Origin of the sequence: Limnohabitans sp., assembly GCF_040400975.1 — a bacterium.
Classification (GTDB): Bacteria; Pseudomonadota; Gammaproteobacteria; order Burkholderiales; family Burkholderiaceae_C; genus Limnohabitans_A.
In genome coordinates this window covers 31,846-47,520 of record NZ_JBBAPF010000018.1, presented here as the reverse complement: position 1 = coordinate 47,520, position 15,675 = coordinate 31,846, and the positions used below count along the sequence as shown (strand labels likewise).

Sequence of the window (15,675 nt, the reverse complement as noted above, 5' to 3'; positions counted from 1 at the left end):
AGGGGCCGCCACATCGAGTGACCGCCCAAATTCAGATCAGTTCAATGGCCAAAGCGTGCAGCCCTTGGTCGATGAAATCTTGCAGCGCATCATACACAAGCCGGTGGCGTTGAACTCGGCTGAGTGTTGCAAACAGAGGCGAGGCAATGCACACCCGAATGTGTGTGCCTTGACCGCTGTCATTCGCACCCACATGGCCTGCGTGGTCGGCACTCTCGTCAATGACCCGCAACTCGGTGGCTTGCAGTCGCTCCATCAAGCGCGCATGGATTTGTTGACTCAGGGGAGGGGTGATGGCGTTCATTCTTTGTCGGTGTTTTGGGGGGTGTCGCTGTCTTTGGGCAGGTATCTGGAGATGTAAATACCTTGACCCAAAATGAACACCAAGGGGAAAACATAGCCCCAGAGTTTGAAATTGACCCAGTCTTCGGTGCTGAAGTAGTGGGCCACATAGGCATTGATGGTGGCCATGAACAGGCAATACAGCATCCAGGAAAGATTCAAGCGGTTCCAGACCGCATGGGGCAGTTGCAATTGCGTGCCCAGCAGCATGTGCAGGAAGTTTTTCTTCAAAAACCAGTGCGCCACAGCCAGGGCCATCGCCAGGCCCGAGTAAAGCAGGGTGGGTTTCCACTTGATGAAGCGCTCGTCGTGCAGGCTCAAGGTCAGCGCGCCAAAGCCCAGCACCAGCACCAGCGTGATCTTGTGCATGGTCTGCAGCTTGCCGTCCAGTTTGTACAGGATGGCCGTTTGCAACACAGTTGCCCCCATCAGCACCGCTGTAGCGGTGTAGATATCGGCCATTTTGTAAGCCCCAAAAAACAGCAAAATGGGGAAAAAATCGAGGATGAATTTCATGAGTGAAGTGCTAAAGCCGAGCGTCTTGCACAGTCGGTTGGGGTCAAGAGGCTTCGAAGTCTAACGAAGCAGAGTTCATGCAATAACGCAAGCCTGTCGGTGCAGGACCGTCCTCGAACACATGCCCCAAATGTGCGCCACATTGGGCGCAAAGGGTTTCTACCCGGCGCATGCCGTGGCTGTTGTCCACACGGTCTTCTATGGCGCCCTCAACGGAAGATTGGTAAAAGCTGGGCCAGCCGCAACCTGCGTCAAATTTGGTGTCGGACTTGAACAATTCAGCATCGCAGCAGACGCAGCGGTAAATGCCGTTAGCCCAATGGCCTTCGTACTTGCCCGTGAAGGGGCGCTCGGTTGCGGCTTGGCGCGTCACCGCAAAGGCCACCGGCTCAGCACCTTTGGCAGCCAGCAGCTCACGCCATTCTTGGTCGGTTTTGTTGATTTTTCTCATGAGGAACAGCTGATTTCAAGTTGGCCCGCCCAGTCGGGCGGCAGGTCGGCATAGGCATCAAAGCCTGGATGCTCATCGAATGGCGACTTTAACAAGTTGTGAAGGACTTCGATTTCTGAGAAATCGCCCATTTTGGCTTGGCGAATGGCGATCTCGGCCAAGTGGTTGCGCAGCACAAATTTGGGGTTGGTGCGCAGCATCTGCTGGCCCATGGCCGCAAAGTGGCTTTGACCTGCCCGCTCGGTGTAGCGCGCCAGCCAAGCCAGCAGGCGAGGGCGGTCCAGCACCAGATCGGTCACGGCGCTCCAGCCCGCATCGGTCAAGGTGGTGGCTTTCGATTGCTGCACCACGGCTTGGCTCAATTGACGCCAGAACAACGTGAAGTCCACTTTTTCGGCCGCCATGAGCTGCATCACGTCCTCGACCAATGTCCAATCGGCTTCGCGCTCAGACTCGGGGGCCAAGTCGCCGATCAGGCCCAGTTTGGCCCGCATCGCGTCGCCCAAGTCGCGGGGAAACCGTGTTTTGTAAACCTCCAGCACCTGCAGCGTGAGCGCTTGGTCGTCAATCAGCGGGGTCAAGGCCTGGGCCAGGCAATACAAATTCCAATAGGCCACATTGGGTTGGCGGCCATAGGCGTAGCGGCCTTGGTGGTCCGAGTGGTTGCAAATGTGGCCGGGGTCAAAGCCGTCCATGAACTGGAACGGGCCGTAGTCGATGGTCAGGCCCAGCAGGCTCATGTTGTCGGTGTTCATCACCCCGTGGCAAAACCCGACCGCTTGCCATTGGGCCAGCATCAGGGCCGTGCGCTCTTGCACCACATCCAGCAGGGCGGCGTAAACATTGCCTTGCCAAAGTGATGCACGTTCTTGGCATTCGGGCAAATGGTGGCGGATGGCGTGGTCCGCCAAGCTGCGCAGGCTGTCGATGTCACCTTGGGCCGAAAAGTGTTCAAAGTGTCCAAATCGCAAAAAACTGGGTGCGACCCGCGCCACCACGGCGGCGCTTTCGATGGTTTCGCGGCGCACCGGCTCAGGGGACGCCACCAGACACAGCGCACGGGTGGTGGCAATGCCCAGACCGTGCATGGCTTCACTGCACAAGTACTCGCGGATGCTGGAGCGCAGCACCGCACGGCCGTCCCCGCCACGCGAATAGGGCGTGCGCCCCGCGCCTTTGAGCTGGATCTCTTGCGGTCCAAGGGTGGATTGGGCCTCGCCCAGCCAAATGGCACGGCCGTCGCCCAGCTGACCCGCCCATTGGCCAAATTGGTGCCCGCTGTAAACGGTGGCCAAAGCTTTAGACCCTGGCATGAGGGCATTGCCCGCGAAGGCTTGCAGATGCGCCTCGTCAAACAATTCGGCAGGCCAGCCCAATTGAAGGCGCAAATCTTCGTTGCAGGCGGCCCAAGCAGGCGCCGCCAATGGGCTAGGTTGCAAAGGGGTGAAAAACCGCGAGCCCAGTTGGCTCAAACGGTGGGTCCAGTTCAGCACAGGCAAGTCTTGGGCTGGGGTGGTGGGCGAATCCGGCGGTGCAATTGACATGTTTGGATTGTCACGCCCTTGACAAGCACCCGCTGATTGGCGGGTTTTAGGGGCAGTGCGCCGAAGGTCGAAGTGCACAATCCAAGGTTTGAGAACCACCCAACTGACAGGAGACGCCCCATGCTGGGACTGATGCAACAGCAATCACTGCTGATTTCTTCTTTGATTGACTTTGCCGAAAAACACCACGGCGACAGCGAGGTCGTCTCGCGCCGGGTGGAAGGTGACATCCACCGCAGTGATTGGGCGCGAGTGGCTGGGCGTTCGCGCCAAGTGGCCAATGCGTTGGACGCGCAAAGCGTGCCCCAAGGGGCGCGCATCGCCACACTCGCCTGGAATGGTTATCGCCATCTGGAGCTGTACTTTGGTGTGAGCGGGTCGGGACGGGTGCTGCACACCATCAATCCACGCTTGCACCCTGAGCAGATGGCCTGGATTGCCAACCACGCCGAAGACCAAGTCTTGTGTTTCGACATGACATTTTTGCCATTGGTTCAGGCTCTGCATGCCCATTGCAAGACCGTGACCCATTACGTGGCCTTGTGCGATGCCGACAAACTGCCCGCCGACACGGGCATTCCCAATTTGCTCAGCTATGAGGCTTGGATCAAGCCGCAACCCAACACCTACAGCTGGCCGCAGCTGGATGAAAACACCGCTTGCAGCCTTTGCTACACCAGTGGCACCACGGGCAACCCCAAGGGCGCTTTGTACAGCCACCGCTCCACCGTTTTGCATGCGTACGCCGCCGCTTTGCCCGACTCGATGTGCATTTCTGCTCGAGACGCCATCTTGCCTGTCGTGCCAATGTTCCACGTCAATGCTTGGGGTATTCCTTACAGCGCCGCCATGGCAGGTGCCAAGCTGGTGTTTCCGGGCCCCGCCTTGGACGGCAAATCGGTGTACGAGCTGATCGAATCTGAAGGCGTGAGTTTTGCAGCCGGTGTTCCCACGGTGTGGCAAATGTTGCTGGGCCACATGAAGCCAGCTGGCTTGAAGTTCAACACTCTTCAGCGCACGGTGATTGGCGGCTCGGCCTGTCCGCCCGCCATGATCGATGCATTCCGAGAGGACTACGGGGTGGATGTCTTGCACGCTTGGGGCATGACCGAAATGAGCCCCTTGGGCACCGTATGTACTTTGAAAAACAAGCACTTGGGCTTGCCTGCTGGCGCTCAAATGAAGTTGCGCATGAAACAAGGGCGTTGCATCTACGGCATCGACATGAAGATCGTGGATACCCATGGTCAGGCGCTGCCGCACGATGGCAAGGCAGCAGGCGATCTCTTGGTCAAGGGCCCTTGGGTGATTGCCACTTATTTCAAGCAAGAAGGCGGTGACCCTTTGGCGGATGGCTGGTTCCCCACAGGCGATGTGGCTACGATCGATGCCGACGGCTTCATGCAAATCACGGACCGCAGCAAAGACGTGATCAAGTCTGGGGGCGAGTGGATCAGCTCCATTGATGTGGAAAATATCGCCATGGCCCATCCGGCAGTGGCCATGGCCGCTTGCATCGGTATGCGCCACCCCAAGTGGGACGAGCGTCCGATTGTGTGTGTGGTCAAAAAACCGGGTGCCGAAGTCAGCCGTGAGGAACTGATCGCTTTTTACGATGGCAAAACCGCCAAATGGCAAATCCCGGACGACGTGGTCTTTGTTGATGCCATTCCTTTGGGTGGCACCGGCAAGATGCTCAAGACGCGACTGCGTGAGCAATTGGCCAACTACGTATTGCCTGGGCTTTGAGCGCGATCATGAATTGAAGATTAAAAGTCGCGGGTGTGATACGCCTTAGGGGCAAACCCCGAGCGATTTTCTTTGGCCAGAGGTTACGCTTCGATGGTCATACTTTCACAACGCAGGAGACCTTGTCATGAAATCCACCATCCGTTTGATCGCTGCCACCGCTTTGGCCGTCAGCAGTCTCGGTGCTTACGCACAAAAGGGCGAAACCGTCAAAATCGCCTGGATTGATCCTTTGTCGGGTTTGATGGCACCTGTGGGCAGCAACCAGCTCAAAAGCTTTCAGTTCTTTGCAGAAAAGTTCAGCAAAACCAACCCAGCAGGCGTGAAGTTTGAAGTGATCGGCATTGACAACAAGTTGAGCCCCGCCGAAAGCCTGAACGCGCTCAAAGCCGCCATGGACCAAGGCGTGCGTTACATCACTCAAGGCAATAGCTCTGGCATTGCTGGTGCTCTTATTGACGCTGTGAACAAGCACAATGAACGCAACCCCGGTAAAGAAGTTATTTTCTTGAACCACTCGGCGGTCGATCCAGACTTCACCAACAGCAAGTGCAGCTACTGGCATTTCCGCTTTGATGCTGACACGTCCATGAAGATCGAGGCCATGACCACGTTCATGAAAGACCAGAAAGACATCAAGAACATCTATCTGCTCAATCAGAATTATTCTCATGGCCATCAAGTTGTTCGTTATGCCAAGGAAAACATCGCGCGCAAGATGCCCGATGTGAAAATCGTGGGCGAGGACCTGCATCCTCTGGCGCAAGTGCGTGATTTCGCACCTTACATCGCCAAAATCAAGGCTTCGGGTGCCGACACTGTGATCACTGGCAACTGGGGCTCTGACTTGGCCTTGCTGATCAAGGCGGCCAACGAAGGCGGTTACAACGGCAAGTTCTATACCTATTACACCGGTGTGACGGGCACACCGACTGCCCTCGGTCAAAATGGTGCGGGTCGTGTTTATCAAATTTCCTACAACCACTACAACATGGGTGGTGACATGGGCAAATGGATGGCCGAGTTCAAGACCAAGTTCAACGATGATTTCTACACTGGCTCAATTATTTCGATTTACAACGCACTGGGCACAGCAATGGCGAAAGCCAAATCGACCGATCCAGTCAAAGTGGCAGCGGCCCTCTCTGGTTTGACCTTCAACAGTTACCATGGTGAGGTCCAAATGCGCAAAACCGACCACCAGCTGCAGCAACCTTTGTGGATGACTGTCTGGCAAAAAGCCGACAAGAAGTTCCCTTACAGCCCAGAGAACACGGGAATGACCTTGGCTCCTGTCAAGCAATTCCCATCGTTCATCTCCAGCACACCCACCAGCTGCCAGATGAAGCGTCCAAGCTAAACACGGGACGTCAACACCGTTCAATTTTGCAAGGGGTTGACGTTCAGTCATCGCCTTGCAGTGTGGGCCCAGACCCGATCAACACGCGTTCATCGGGTCTTTTGTTTTTTGCATCCCTTCATTGGGTCGGTTGATCTGACCCACTTTCGGTAACGCAGTTAGACCCTTGAAGGTCTGGAAAGTTTTTATGGAGTTTTTCATCATCTCCATGCTCAACGGTCTCAGTTACGGACTGTTGCTCTTCATGCTCAGCTCAGGCCTGACGCTGATTTTCAGCATGATGGGCGTGCTCAACTTTGCACACGCCAGTTTTTACATGGTTGGCGCCTATTTTGGTCACACACTGTCCGGCTGGATAGGTTTCTGGCCTGCACTTTTCATTGCTCCTTTATTGGTCGGCGCATGCGGAGCGTTATTCGAGAGAGTTTCTCTTCGCAAAGTACATCCATTTGGACATGTTCCTGAGCTGTTGGTTACTTTCGGTCTTTCCTATGTCATTGTTGAATTAATTCAGCTTGTATGGGGGCGATCTGCTGTTGAGTTTCCGCCACCTGAACTTTTGCGCAGTTCGGCCTTCACCCTGATCAACCATTCTGTCGATGGCCTCAGTTTTGTTTGGGGTGCGGCTCCCGCAGAGGCTTGTGCGTCGGCTGATGCTGCAGTGCGTTTGGTGTGTTCACCCTTCCCAGCAACACGGGGCTTCATGATGTTGGTGGCTATCTTGATGCTCTTGTCTTTGTGGTTGCTGCTCACACGCACCCGCATTGGTCTGGTGATTCAAGCGGCTTTGACTCACCCCGAGATGGTCGAAGCCTTGGGCCACAACGTACCCCGGGTTTTCATGTTGGTTTTTGCCGCCGGTACAGGCTTGGCCGGCTTGGCGGGTGTCATTGGTGGCAGCACTTTCGTCACCGAGCCCGCCATGGCCGCCACCGTCGGGTCGGTGATTTTTGTGGTGGTGGTGGTGGGCGGTATGGGCTCTTTGTCGGGTGCTTTCTTGGCCTCGATTTTGATTGGCGTGATCCAGACCTTTGCTGTGGCAATTGATTACTCCTTCCTCACATTGGCCAAGGACATGGGCTGGGCCTTGTCAGCCGCGACACAAGAAAACTCTTTTGCCAAGCTCACGCTGTCTCAAGTGGCACCTATATTGCCGTTCTTGTTTTTGGTGCTGATCCTGATTTTCCGGCCCAAAGGCCTCTTGGGCACACGTGAAGGTTAAGCCATGGCTGCTGTTTACAAATTCAAACCCTACAACGTTGCGCGTTGGATCATCTGGAGCACTTTTGCATTGGTCTTGGTGTTTGCGCCCATGGTGTTCACCAGCAATTTGTCGATCACCATGTTGGCGCAAATGGGCATTGCCATCATTGCCTGCCTGTCTTACAACATGCTCTTGGGGCAGGGCGGCATGCTCAGCTTTGGCCACGCGGTCTACACCGGGTTGGGCTCTTACATGGCCATCCACGCCTTGAATGCCGTCACCGGCGGCAAGTTGCACATCCCCGTGAGTTTGCTGCCCATCGTGGGGGGGCTGGCCGGCATGGGCTTTGCCATTTTGCTGGGCTGGGTGACCACGCGCAAATCCGGCACGCCCTTTGCCATGATCACCCTGGGTGTGGCCGAACTGGTTTTTGCCATGTCGCTCATGTTTTCAGAGTTTTTTGGCGGAGAGGCGGGTGTCTCGGGCAACCGCGTGACAGGACAACCGTTCTTCGGCATCACCTTTGCCCAACAAATTCAGGTTTACTACCTGATTGCCATCTACACCTTTGTGTGTGTGGCGCTCATGTATGCCTTTACCCAAACCCCCTTGGGCCGCATCCTCAATGCGGTGCGCGACAACCCTGAGCGCGTTGAGTTCATCGGTTACAACACGCAGCGTGTGCGTTACACGGCTTTCATCATTTCCGGCTTTTTTGCCGGCATTGCAGGCGGCTTGGGCGCTCTCAACTTCGAAATCGTGACCGCAGAAGTCGTAGGGGCAGCACGCTCGGGTGCCTATTTGCTGTTCACGTTTTTGGGGGGGGCGACTTTCTTCTTCGGCCCCATCATCGGCGGTATTTTGATGATCATCGCCTTTGTATTGCTGTCTGAGTTGACCAAGGCTTGGTTGTTGTATCTGGGATTGATCTTCTTGTTCATGGTGATGTATGCACCTGGCGGTATTGCCAGTTTGATCATGATGAATCTGCGCGTGGCCAAGTTTGGAAAGCTGCGCCAACTCTGGACCACCTATGTGGCTTTGGGCGTGACGGCCATCGTCATGCTCGCTGGTGCGGGTGCCATGATTGAAATGGTGTACCACTTGCAGCTCAACTCAGCTCTGGGTGACACGGTGAAATTCATGGGGGCCAGCTTGAATGCAAGAGGCTTTGACAGCTGGTTTGGCTCAGCCTTTGTCATGCTGACTGGTTTGGGTTTGTTTGAGTTGACGCGTCGCCAGTTTGCCCGTGATTGGGGTGAAATTCAGACGGAAATCGAAAAAGAAATCAAGCGAAGGGAGACTGCTGTATGAGTTACGCCCTAGAACTTAAAGACGTTCGCAAGAACTTTGGCAAAACCGAAATCATTCGGGGCGTCGATCTGGCCGTAGAGGCCGGTGAGCGCGTCGCTGTGATCGGCCCCAATGGTGCAGGCAAATCAACCCTGTTCAATTTGATCAGCGGTCGATTTGGTCCGACCAGCGGAGACATCTTGCTCAACGGCCAGCGCATCCAAAACAAAACACCCTATGAGATCAACCGCATGGGTTTGTCGCGCAGCTTTCAGATCACCAATATCTTCCCCAAGCTGAGTGTGTTTGAAAATTTGCGCTGTGCTGTGCTCTGGAGCTTGGGCTACAAGTACACCTTCATCAAGTTTTTGTCAGGATTGAAAGATGCCAATGAGCGCACGGACCAGCTGCTCGACATGATCCACTTGGACAAAAAACGAGATGTCTTGGCGATGAACCTGACCTATGCCGAACAACGTGCGTTGGAGATCGGCGTGACGATCGCAGGTGGTGCCGATGTCATTTTGTTGGACGAACCCACCGCTGGCATGAGCAAAAGTGAAACCACGCGTTTCATCCAGCTGATCAAAGAGGTGACTGTGGGCAAAACCCTGCTGACCGTTGAGCACGACATGGGGGTGGTGTTTGGCTTGGCCGACAAGATCGCAGTGGTGGTGTATGGCGAGGTGATCGCCTTTGACACGCCGGAGTTGGTCCGTGCCAACCCGAAAGTCCAAGAGGCCTATTTGGGCTCACCGGTTGCAGACAACGAAGCAGGAGGCCACTGATGCTGAAAATCGAAAACCTGCATGCTTATTACGGCAAAAGCCATGTTTTGCATGGTGTCAACTTCGATGTGGCGCCCGGTGAAATCGTGGCGCTTTTGGGGCGCAACGGTTCTGGTCGCTCAACCACCGCCAAAGCCATCATGGGCTTGGTCGAGTGCCAAGGTCGCATTGACTGGAAGGGCCAAGCGATTCAAGGCAAAAAAGCTTTTGAAATCGCCCACCAAGGTTTGGGCTATGTGCCAGAAAACCGTGAGATCTTCCCCAAACTCACGGTTCACCAAAACTTGCAGCTGGGCCAAAAGCGCAGTGGCAAAAATGGCCGCTGGTCATTTGAAGACATGTTCAACATGTTCCCCCGCCTGAAGGAGCGAGAGCACACCGAAGCCGGCGTGCTGTCTGGAGGTGAGCAGCAGATGCTGACTTTGTGCCGAACACTCATGGGCGATCCAGATCTCATCATCATTGACGAGCCTACCGAAGGATTGGCGCCCAAAATTGTGGCGCTTGTGGGGCAATTTCTGCAAAGTCTCAAAACCCGTGGTGTGTCGGTGCTGCTCATTGAACAAAAACTGACCATCGCCATGAACATCTCTGACAGAGCATTGGTCATGGGTCACGGCAGCATTGTGTTTGAGGGCACGCCCGATGAGTTAAGGGCCAACAGCTACATCCGCAAGGAATGGCTGGAGGTGTGATCACCTCAGGTGTAGGCGGGTCTCAAGGGCGACAAAACTCTTTCAGTTGCCCTTTTTTTTGCCTACAATGCGAATAAACGAACGGTCGTTCTTTTTTCATTTTTATCTAAGGAACTCCAGCATGACAGCTGAATACAAAGTCCACGGTGATGTTGCGGTCATCACATTGATGAACCCGCCTGTCAACGGTTTGGGGCTGTCCACTCGTGTGGGCATCACCGACAACCTGGAAAAAGCCAACAACGACCCTGCCGTCAAGGCCATCGTGATCACAGGTGCCGGTAAAGCTTTTTCGGGCGGCGCTGATATCCGCGAATTTGGCTCTCCCAAAGCCTTGCAAGAGCCCAATTTGCTCAGCGTGATCCGGGCTTGCGAAAATTCGGCCAAACCCGTGGTTGCCGCCATGCATTCGGTGGTCATGGGCGGGGGTCTTGAGTTGGCGCTGGGCTGCCACTACCGCATTGCAGCACCCGGTACATCCATCGCCCTGCCTGAAGTCAAATTGGGCTTGATCCCTGGCGCAGGCGGCACCCAGCGTTTGCCACGCGTGATCGGTGTCGAGCCAGCCCTCAACATGATCGTCAGCGGCGAAGCCATCAAGAGCGAGATGCTGGCCATGTTGCCCGGACAAAAGCTGTTCGATGCCATGGCCCAATCTGCTGAATCGCTGGCCGAAGAGGCTTTGGCAATGGCCAAGAAAGTGGCGGCCGTCCATGCCGATGGTTCGCCTTTGCCCTTGGTGCGCAATTTGCCTTGCAAGCACCCGCAAGGCGACGCTTACTTTCAGTTTGCCCGCAACATGGTCAAAGGCATGGCCAAAAACCTGCCCGCGCCTGCCAAATGCGTGGATGCGGTGGAGGCGGCCACCAAGAAGAAGTTCGAGGAAGGTTTGGTCTTCGAGCGTGAAATCTTCATCAACCTGATGTGGACCCCAGAGTGCCGTGCACTGCGACACATTTTCATGGCCGACCGTGCGGCCAGCAAAATTCCGGACGTACCCGAAGATACCCCCAAGCGCGACATCAAGAGCATCGCCGTGATCGGTGCAGGCACCATGGGCGGTGGCATCTCGATGAACTTCCTCAATGCGGGCATCCCCGTCAAGATGTTGGAGATGAAGCAAGAGGCCTTGGACCGTGGTGTGGCCACCATCCGCAAAAACTATGAAGCGCAAGTCAAAAAAGGCAAGCTCAAACAGGAAAAGTACGACGAGCGCATGGCGCTTTTGTCCACCACGCTGAGCTATGACGACATTGGCCAGGCCGATTTGGTGATCGAAGCCGTGTTTGAAGAAATGGGCGTTAAAGAGGCTGTTTTCAAAGATCTGGACCGTGTGATGAAGCCCGGAGCAATTTTGGCGTCCAACACCTCCACTTTGGATGTGAACAAGATCGCCAGCTTCACCCAGCGTCCGCAAGACGTGGTAGGCATGCACTTCTTCAGCCCTGCCAACGTCATGAAGCTTTTGGAAGTGGTGCGTGGCGAAAAGACCGCCAAAGACGTCTTGGCCACGGTCATGGCCATCGGCAAAAAGATCAAGAAGACCTCGGTGGTCTCCGGCGTGTGCGATGGTTTCATCGGCAACCGCATGATCGAGCAGTACAGCCGTCAAGCCGGTTTCCTGATCGAAGAAGGATGCACCCCTGCTCAAGTCGACAAAGCGGTCGAGAAATTCGGTTTTGCCATGGGTCCTTTCCGCATGGGCGATCTGGCCGGCAACGACATCGGCTGGGCCATTCGCAAGCGCCGTTACACCGAAAAACCCAATCTCAAGTACAGCAAAACCGCTGACTTGCTGTGCGAAATGGGCCGTTATGGTCAAAAGACTGGCGCTGGCTGGTACGACTACCAAACTGGCAAACGCGATGCGATCCCCAGCGCCGTGGTGGTCGAGATGATCGAAAAGCACCGCGCTGACCTGGGCATCACGCCCCGCAAAATTTCAGATGAAGAAATTGTGCAACGCTTGGTTTATTCGCTGGTCAATGAAGCGGCGCACATTTTGGAAGAAGGCATTGCCAGCAAGGCCAGCGACATCGACATGGTGTACATGACCGGTTACGGTTTCCCAATTTGGCGCGGTGGCCCCATGAATTACGCAGACACCATTGGCTTGTTCAATGTGGCCGAAGCCATGAAACGTTTTGCCAAGAATCCGCACGACGACGCCCAGTTTTGGCAACCCGCGCCCCTGTTGGCACGCTTGGTGGCCGAAGGCAAGACATTCAACTGATTTTTTAATTTTCGGGAAGGCGGTTTTTTCGACTGCTTACCCACATGAAAGGTTTTCATCATGACGAATGCTGTCATCGTATCCACCGCACGCACCCCTTTGGCCAAGAGCTGGAAGGGTGCCTTCAACATGACCCATGGCGCCACTTTAGGCGGGCATGCCGTACAACACGCTGTGGCCCGCGCAGGCATTGATGGCGCTGAGGTGGAGGACGTCATCATGGGTTGCGCCAGCCCCGAGGGCGCCACGGGTGCGAACATCGCACGCCAAATCGCCCTCAAGGCTGGTTTGCCGATTTCCGTGTCGGGCATGACCGTGAATCGCTTTTGTTCCTCGGGCCTGCAAACCATTGCACTGGCTGCGCAACGCATCATCGCGGGCGAAGGTCAGGTGTATGTCGCCGGTGGCGTCGAAAGCATCTCTTGCGTGCAGCAAGAAATGAATCTGCACATGATGCAAGACTTGGCTTTGGCCAAGATGAAGCCGGAGATTTACTGGAACATGTTGCAAACGGCTGAGCAAGTGGCCAAGCGCTACAAGATTGGCCGTGACGTGATGGACGCTTATGGCGCAGCCAGTCAGCAAAAGGCCTGTGCTGCTCAAGCGGCGGGTTTCTTCAGCGACGAAATCGCACCGATTACCGTGACAGCGGGTGTGGTGGACAAGGTCATGGGTTTGACCACCAAGCAAGTCACCGTGAGTGTCGACGAAGGTCTGCGTGAGGGAACGACCGTTGAAGCCATCAGTGGCCTGCGCTCGGCCTTGCCCGGAGGTCTGGTCAGCGCGGGCAACGCCAGCCAGTTTTCGGACGGTGCAGGCGCTTGTGTGCTGATGGACGAAAAGCTGGCAGAACAGCGTGGCCTCAAACCCATGGGACGTTTCTTGGGTTTTGCGGTGGCCGGTTGCGAGCCTGACGAGATGGGCATTGGCCCAGTTTATGCCGTGCCCAAAGCCTTGGCGCGTTTGGGCCTCACCGTCCAAGACATCGATTTGTGGGAACTGAACGAAGCCTTTGCGGTGCAGGTGCTGTATTGCCGCGACAAACTGGGCATTCCGGCTGATCGTTTGAACGTCAACGGCGGCGCCATCGCGGTGGGTCACCCCTACGGCGTATCGGGCCAGCGCCTGACGGGCCACGCCTTGATCGAAGGCAAACGCCGTGGCGCTAAGCGCGTGGCAGTGACCATGTGCATCGGCGGCGGTATGGGCGCTTGCGGCATTTTTGAAGTGCTGTGAGTGTGAACGGCATCGGCTGTCGCCTGGATGGCTGATCCAAGCATGGGCAGGGGGCATGATGTCTCTTGCCCTTTTTCATTTGGAAGAGACGAACTGACATGAGCTTGCGTCCCACCGTTGATTTCTTGTTGCACGACTGGCTGAAAGTTGAAAGCCTGCAAAGCCGTGAGCGCTTTGCCGACCACTCGCGAGAAACATTTGATGCGGTGCTCGACACTTGCGAGCGCATCGCACGCGAAAAATACGCCCCGTTCAACCGCCTTGTGGATACCCAGGAGCCGCATTTTGACGGCGAAAAAGTCATACTTCCTCAAGCCACGCACGACGCTTACAAGGCCTATGCCGAGTCGGGCATGCTGAGTGCAGCGCAAGACTACGCGATCGGTGGCATGCAGCTGCCCTACACAGTCGAGGCGGCTGCCAACGCGTTTTTTGCCATGGCCTCGGTCAGCATTGGATCGGGCATGTTGACCAGTGGCAATGCCAATTTGCTGATGGTTCACGGCACCGACTTGCAAAAGAAGGTGTTTGCTGCCAATGAGTTTTCTGGTCGCTTTTCGGGCACCATGTGCTTGTCTGAGCCGCAAGCAGGCTCCTCGCTCAGTGATGTGACAACCCGCGCCACGCCCGATGGCGAAGGCTTTGAAGCCGACGCTTTGGGGCCACGTTACCGCCTCAAGGGCAACAAGATGTGGATCTCGTCGGGGGAGCACGAACTTTCTGAGAACATCATCCATTTGGTTCTGGCCAAGATCCCGGATGCCCATGGCCAGCTGGTGCCCGGCGTCAAGGGCATCTCGCTGTTTATCGTGCCCAAAAAGATGTTGGATACGAACGGCCAATTGACAGGCGAGCGCAACGACGTGGCGCTGGCCGGTCTGAACCACAAGTGTGGTTGGCGCGGCACGACCAACACCTTGCTCAACTTTGGAGAGGGCAAATACCCTGTGCGCGGCGATGCTGGTGGAGGCTTAGACGGTGCCGGAAGCGGTGCGGTGGGCTACCTCGTCGGCAAGCCCGGGGAAGGCCTGCGCTGCATGTTCCACATGATGAACGAGGCCCGCATCGGCGTGGGCATGGCCGCCACCATGTTGGGCATGGCCGGGTATTACGCCAGCTTGGACTACGCCAAAAACCGCCCGCAAGGCCGCCCCACTGGGACCGGGGGGAAAGACGCTAGCCAGACTCAGGTGCGCATCATCGAACACGCTGACATCAAGCGCATGCTGCTTGCGCAAAAGGCTTACAGCGAAGGCGCTCTGGCTTTGGCCCTGTACTGCGCCCGTCTGGTGGACGAGCAACACACGGGCGCTTCTGACGACGCCGATGTGGCGCGTTTGCTGCTCGAAGTGCTCACGCCCATCGTTAAAAGTTTCCCCAGCGAATGGTGTTTGGAAGCCAACAGCCTGGCCATCCAGATCCACGGCGGTTATGGCTATACCCGGGATTTTCCGGTCGAACAATACTGGCGCGACAATCGCTTGAACATGATCCATGAAGGCACGCACGGCATCCAAGCCATGGACTTGCTGGGCCGCAAGGTCTTGATGGAGAACGGACGGGGCCTGCAGTTGCTGGCTGAGCGCATGTTGGCCACAGCAGTCAAAGCCGAACCAAGCTGGGGCCCAGAGGCCACTGCATTGCGCGATGCCCTCCAACAAGTCGTGCAAGCGACTCAAATGGCGTGGCAGGGCGCAGAGCCTGCCCAGGCCCTGGCCAATGCCGTGCCGTACCTGCAAGCCTTTGGTCACACGGTGATTGCCTGGATTTGGCTCGACGTAGCCAGCAGCTTGGGCCATGACAACAGCCCGCCAGCGCAGGGCCGTCGTGCCGCTTGCCGCTACTTCTTCCGTTATGAGTTGCCCAAGATCGGGGCATGGCTGAATGTGGTGTGCAGCCGCGATGCGACTTGCGCCGACTTGCCTGAAGAGGCCTTCTGATGCTCCGACACATCGTCATGTGGAATTTGAAAGACCACGCCGAAGGCGCCGACAAGGCTCACAACCTTGAAAAAGCGAAATCGCTCTTGCTCTCATGCGCCAAGGTGGTCCCGGGCATCCGCGCTTTCGAAGTCGCCAGCGCCACCTCCGGCATGGACTGCACCAACGATTTGGTGCTCCACATGCTGCTCGATGACGCACAGGTGCTAGCGGCTTACCAGAATCACCCCGATCATCTGGCCATCAAACCCTTCATGAAAGCGGTCGTGCAAGAGCGCCGCTGCATGGATTACATCGTCGAATAAGACTTGCAAAACAGGAGCA

The 15,675-nt window shown here is 56.1% G+C and carries 14 protein-coding genes; 10 read left to right on the top strand and 4 right to left on the bottom strand.

Features of this window, described 5'->3' with window-relative positions:
- Nucleotides 1-31: 31 nt before the first annotated feature.
- The 4 genes from ABWQ00_RS11265 to ABWQ00_RS11250 are packed head-to-tail and all read right to left on the bottom strand — an operon-like array spanning nt 32 to nt 2,853.
- On the bottom strand, nt 32-304 hold the full coding sequence (locus tag ABWQ00_RS11265; RefSeq protein WP_353238772.1) for a BolA family protein: 273 nt from the start codon (nt 302-304) through the stop codon (nt 32-34).
- A complete protein-coding gene (locus ABWQ00_RS11260) occupies nt 301-858 on the bottom strand; it encodes a septation protein A (protein WP_353238771.1) in 558 nt (185 codons plus the stop codon). The genes ABWQ00_RS11265 and ABWQ00_RS11260 overlap by 4 nt, the downstream gene beginning before the upstream one ends.
- A gap of 43 nt (nt 859-901) precedes the next feature.
- On the bottom strand, nt 902-1,309 hold the full coding sequence (gene msrB / locus ABWQ00_RS11255; RefSeq protein ID WP_353238770.1) for a peptide-methionine (R)-S-oxide reductase MsrB: 408 nt from the start codon (nt 1,307-1,309) through the stop codon (nt 902-904).
- Entirely contained in the window at nt 1,306-2,853 is a 1,548-nt protein-coding gene (locus ABWQ00_RS11250; RefSeq protein ID WP_353238769.1) for a protein adenylyltransferase SelO, read from the bottom strand. Before ABWQ00_RS11250 ends, msrB begins: the two co-directional genes overlap by 4 nt.
- 120 nt (nt 2,854-2,973) lie before the next feature.
- Between ABWQ00_RS11250 and ABWQ00_RS11245 the strand changes: the two genes are divergently transcribed.
- The 10 genes from ABWQ00_RS11245 to ABWQ00_RS11200 all read left to right on the top strand — a co-directional run bounded on the left by ABWQ00_RS11245 (nt 2,974) and on the right by ABWQ00_RS11200 (nt 15,656).
- Nucleotides 2,974-4,602 (top strand): 3-(methylthio)propionyl-CoA ligase, encoded by a 1,629-nt coding sequence (locus tag ABWQ00_RS11245; RefSeq protein ID WP_353238768.1) that lies wholly within the window; start codon nt 2,974-2,976, stop codon nt 4,600-4,602.
- A gap of 127 nt (nt 4,603-4,729) precedes the next feature.
- A complete protein-coding gene (locus ABWQ00_RS11240; RefSeq protein WP_353238767.1) occupies nt 4,730-5,962 on the top strand; it encodes a branched-chain amino acid ABC transporter substrate-binding protein in 1,233 nt (410 codons plus the stop codon).
- Nucleotides 5,963-6,149: 187 nt separating this feature from the next.
- Complete coding sequence (locus ABWQ00_RS11235; protein WP_353238766.1) at nt 6,150-7,184, top strand: branched-chain amino acid ABC transporter permease; 1,035 nt, start codon at nt 6,150-6,152, stop codon at nt 7,182-7,184.
- 3 nt (nt 7,185-7,187) lie between these two features.
- A complete protein-coding gene (locus ABWQ00_RS11230) occupies nt 7,188-8,480 on the top strand; it encodes a branched-chain amino acid ABC transporter permease (protein WP_353238765.1) in 1,293 nt (430 codons plus the stop codon).
- Nucleotides 8,477-9,247 (top strand): ABC transporter ATP-binding protein, encoded by a 771-nt coding sequence (locus ABWQ00_RS11225; RefSeq protein ID WP_353238764.1) that lies wholly within the window; start codon nt 8,477-8,479, stop codon nt 9,245-9,247. The genes ABWQ00_RS11230 and ABWQ00_RS11225 overlap by 4 nt, the downstream gene beginning before the upstream one ends.
- On the top strand, nt 9,247-9,942 hold the full coding sequence (locus ABWQ00_RS11220; RefSeq protein WP_353238763.1) for an ABC transporter ATP-binding protein: 696 nt from the start codon (nt 9,247-9,249) through the stop codon (nt 9,940-9,942). Before ABWQ00_RS11225 ends, ABWQ00_RS11220 begins: the two co-directional genes overlap by 1 nt.
- Before the next feature lie 121 nt (nt 9,943-10,063).
- Nucleotides 10,064-12,175, top strand: coding sequence for a 3-hydroxyacyl-CoA dehydrogenase NAD-binding domain-containing protein (locus ABWQ00_RS11215; RefSeq protein WP_353238762.1), 2,112 nt, complete (start codon nt 10,064-10,066; stop codon nt 12,173-12,175).
- A 60-nt stretch (nt 12,176-12,235) separates the two neighbouring features.
- Nucleotides 12,236-13,411 carry an acetyl-CoA C-acyltransferase gene (locus tag ABWQ00_RS11210; protein ID WP_353238761.1) on the top strand — a complete coding sequence of 392 codons (1,176 nt, stop codon included), beginning with the start codon at nt 12,236-12,238 and terminating at the stop codon, nt 13,409-13,411.
- A gap of 98 nt (nt 13,412-13,509) precedes the next feature.
- Nucleotides 13,510-15,351 carry an acyl-CoA dehydrogenase gene (locus tag ABWQ00_RS11205; protein WP_353238760.1) on the top strand — a complete coding sequence of 614 codons (1,842 nt, stop codon included), beginning with the start codon at nt 13,510-13,512 and terminating at the stop codon, nt 15,349-15,351.
- The gene (locus ABWQ00_RS11200; protein WP_353238759.1) at nt 15,351-15,656 is read left to right on the top strand and encodes a Dabb family protein; all 306 of its coding nucleotides are present in this window, start codon (nt 15,351-15,353) and stop codon (nt 15,654-15,656) included. The genes ABWQ00_RS11205 and ABWQ00_RS11200 overlap by 1 nt, the downstream gene beginning before the upstream one ends.
- The last annotated feature ends 19 nt before the right edge of the window (nt 15,657-15,675 follow it).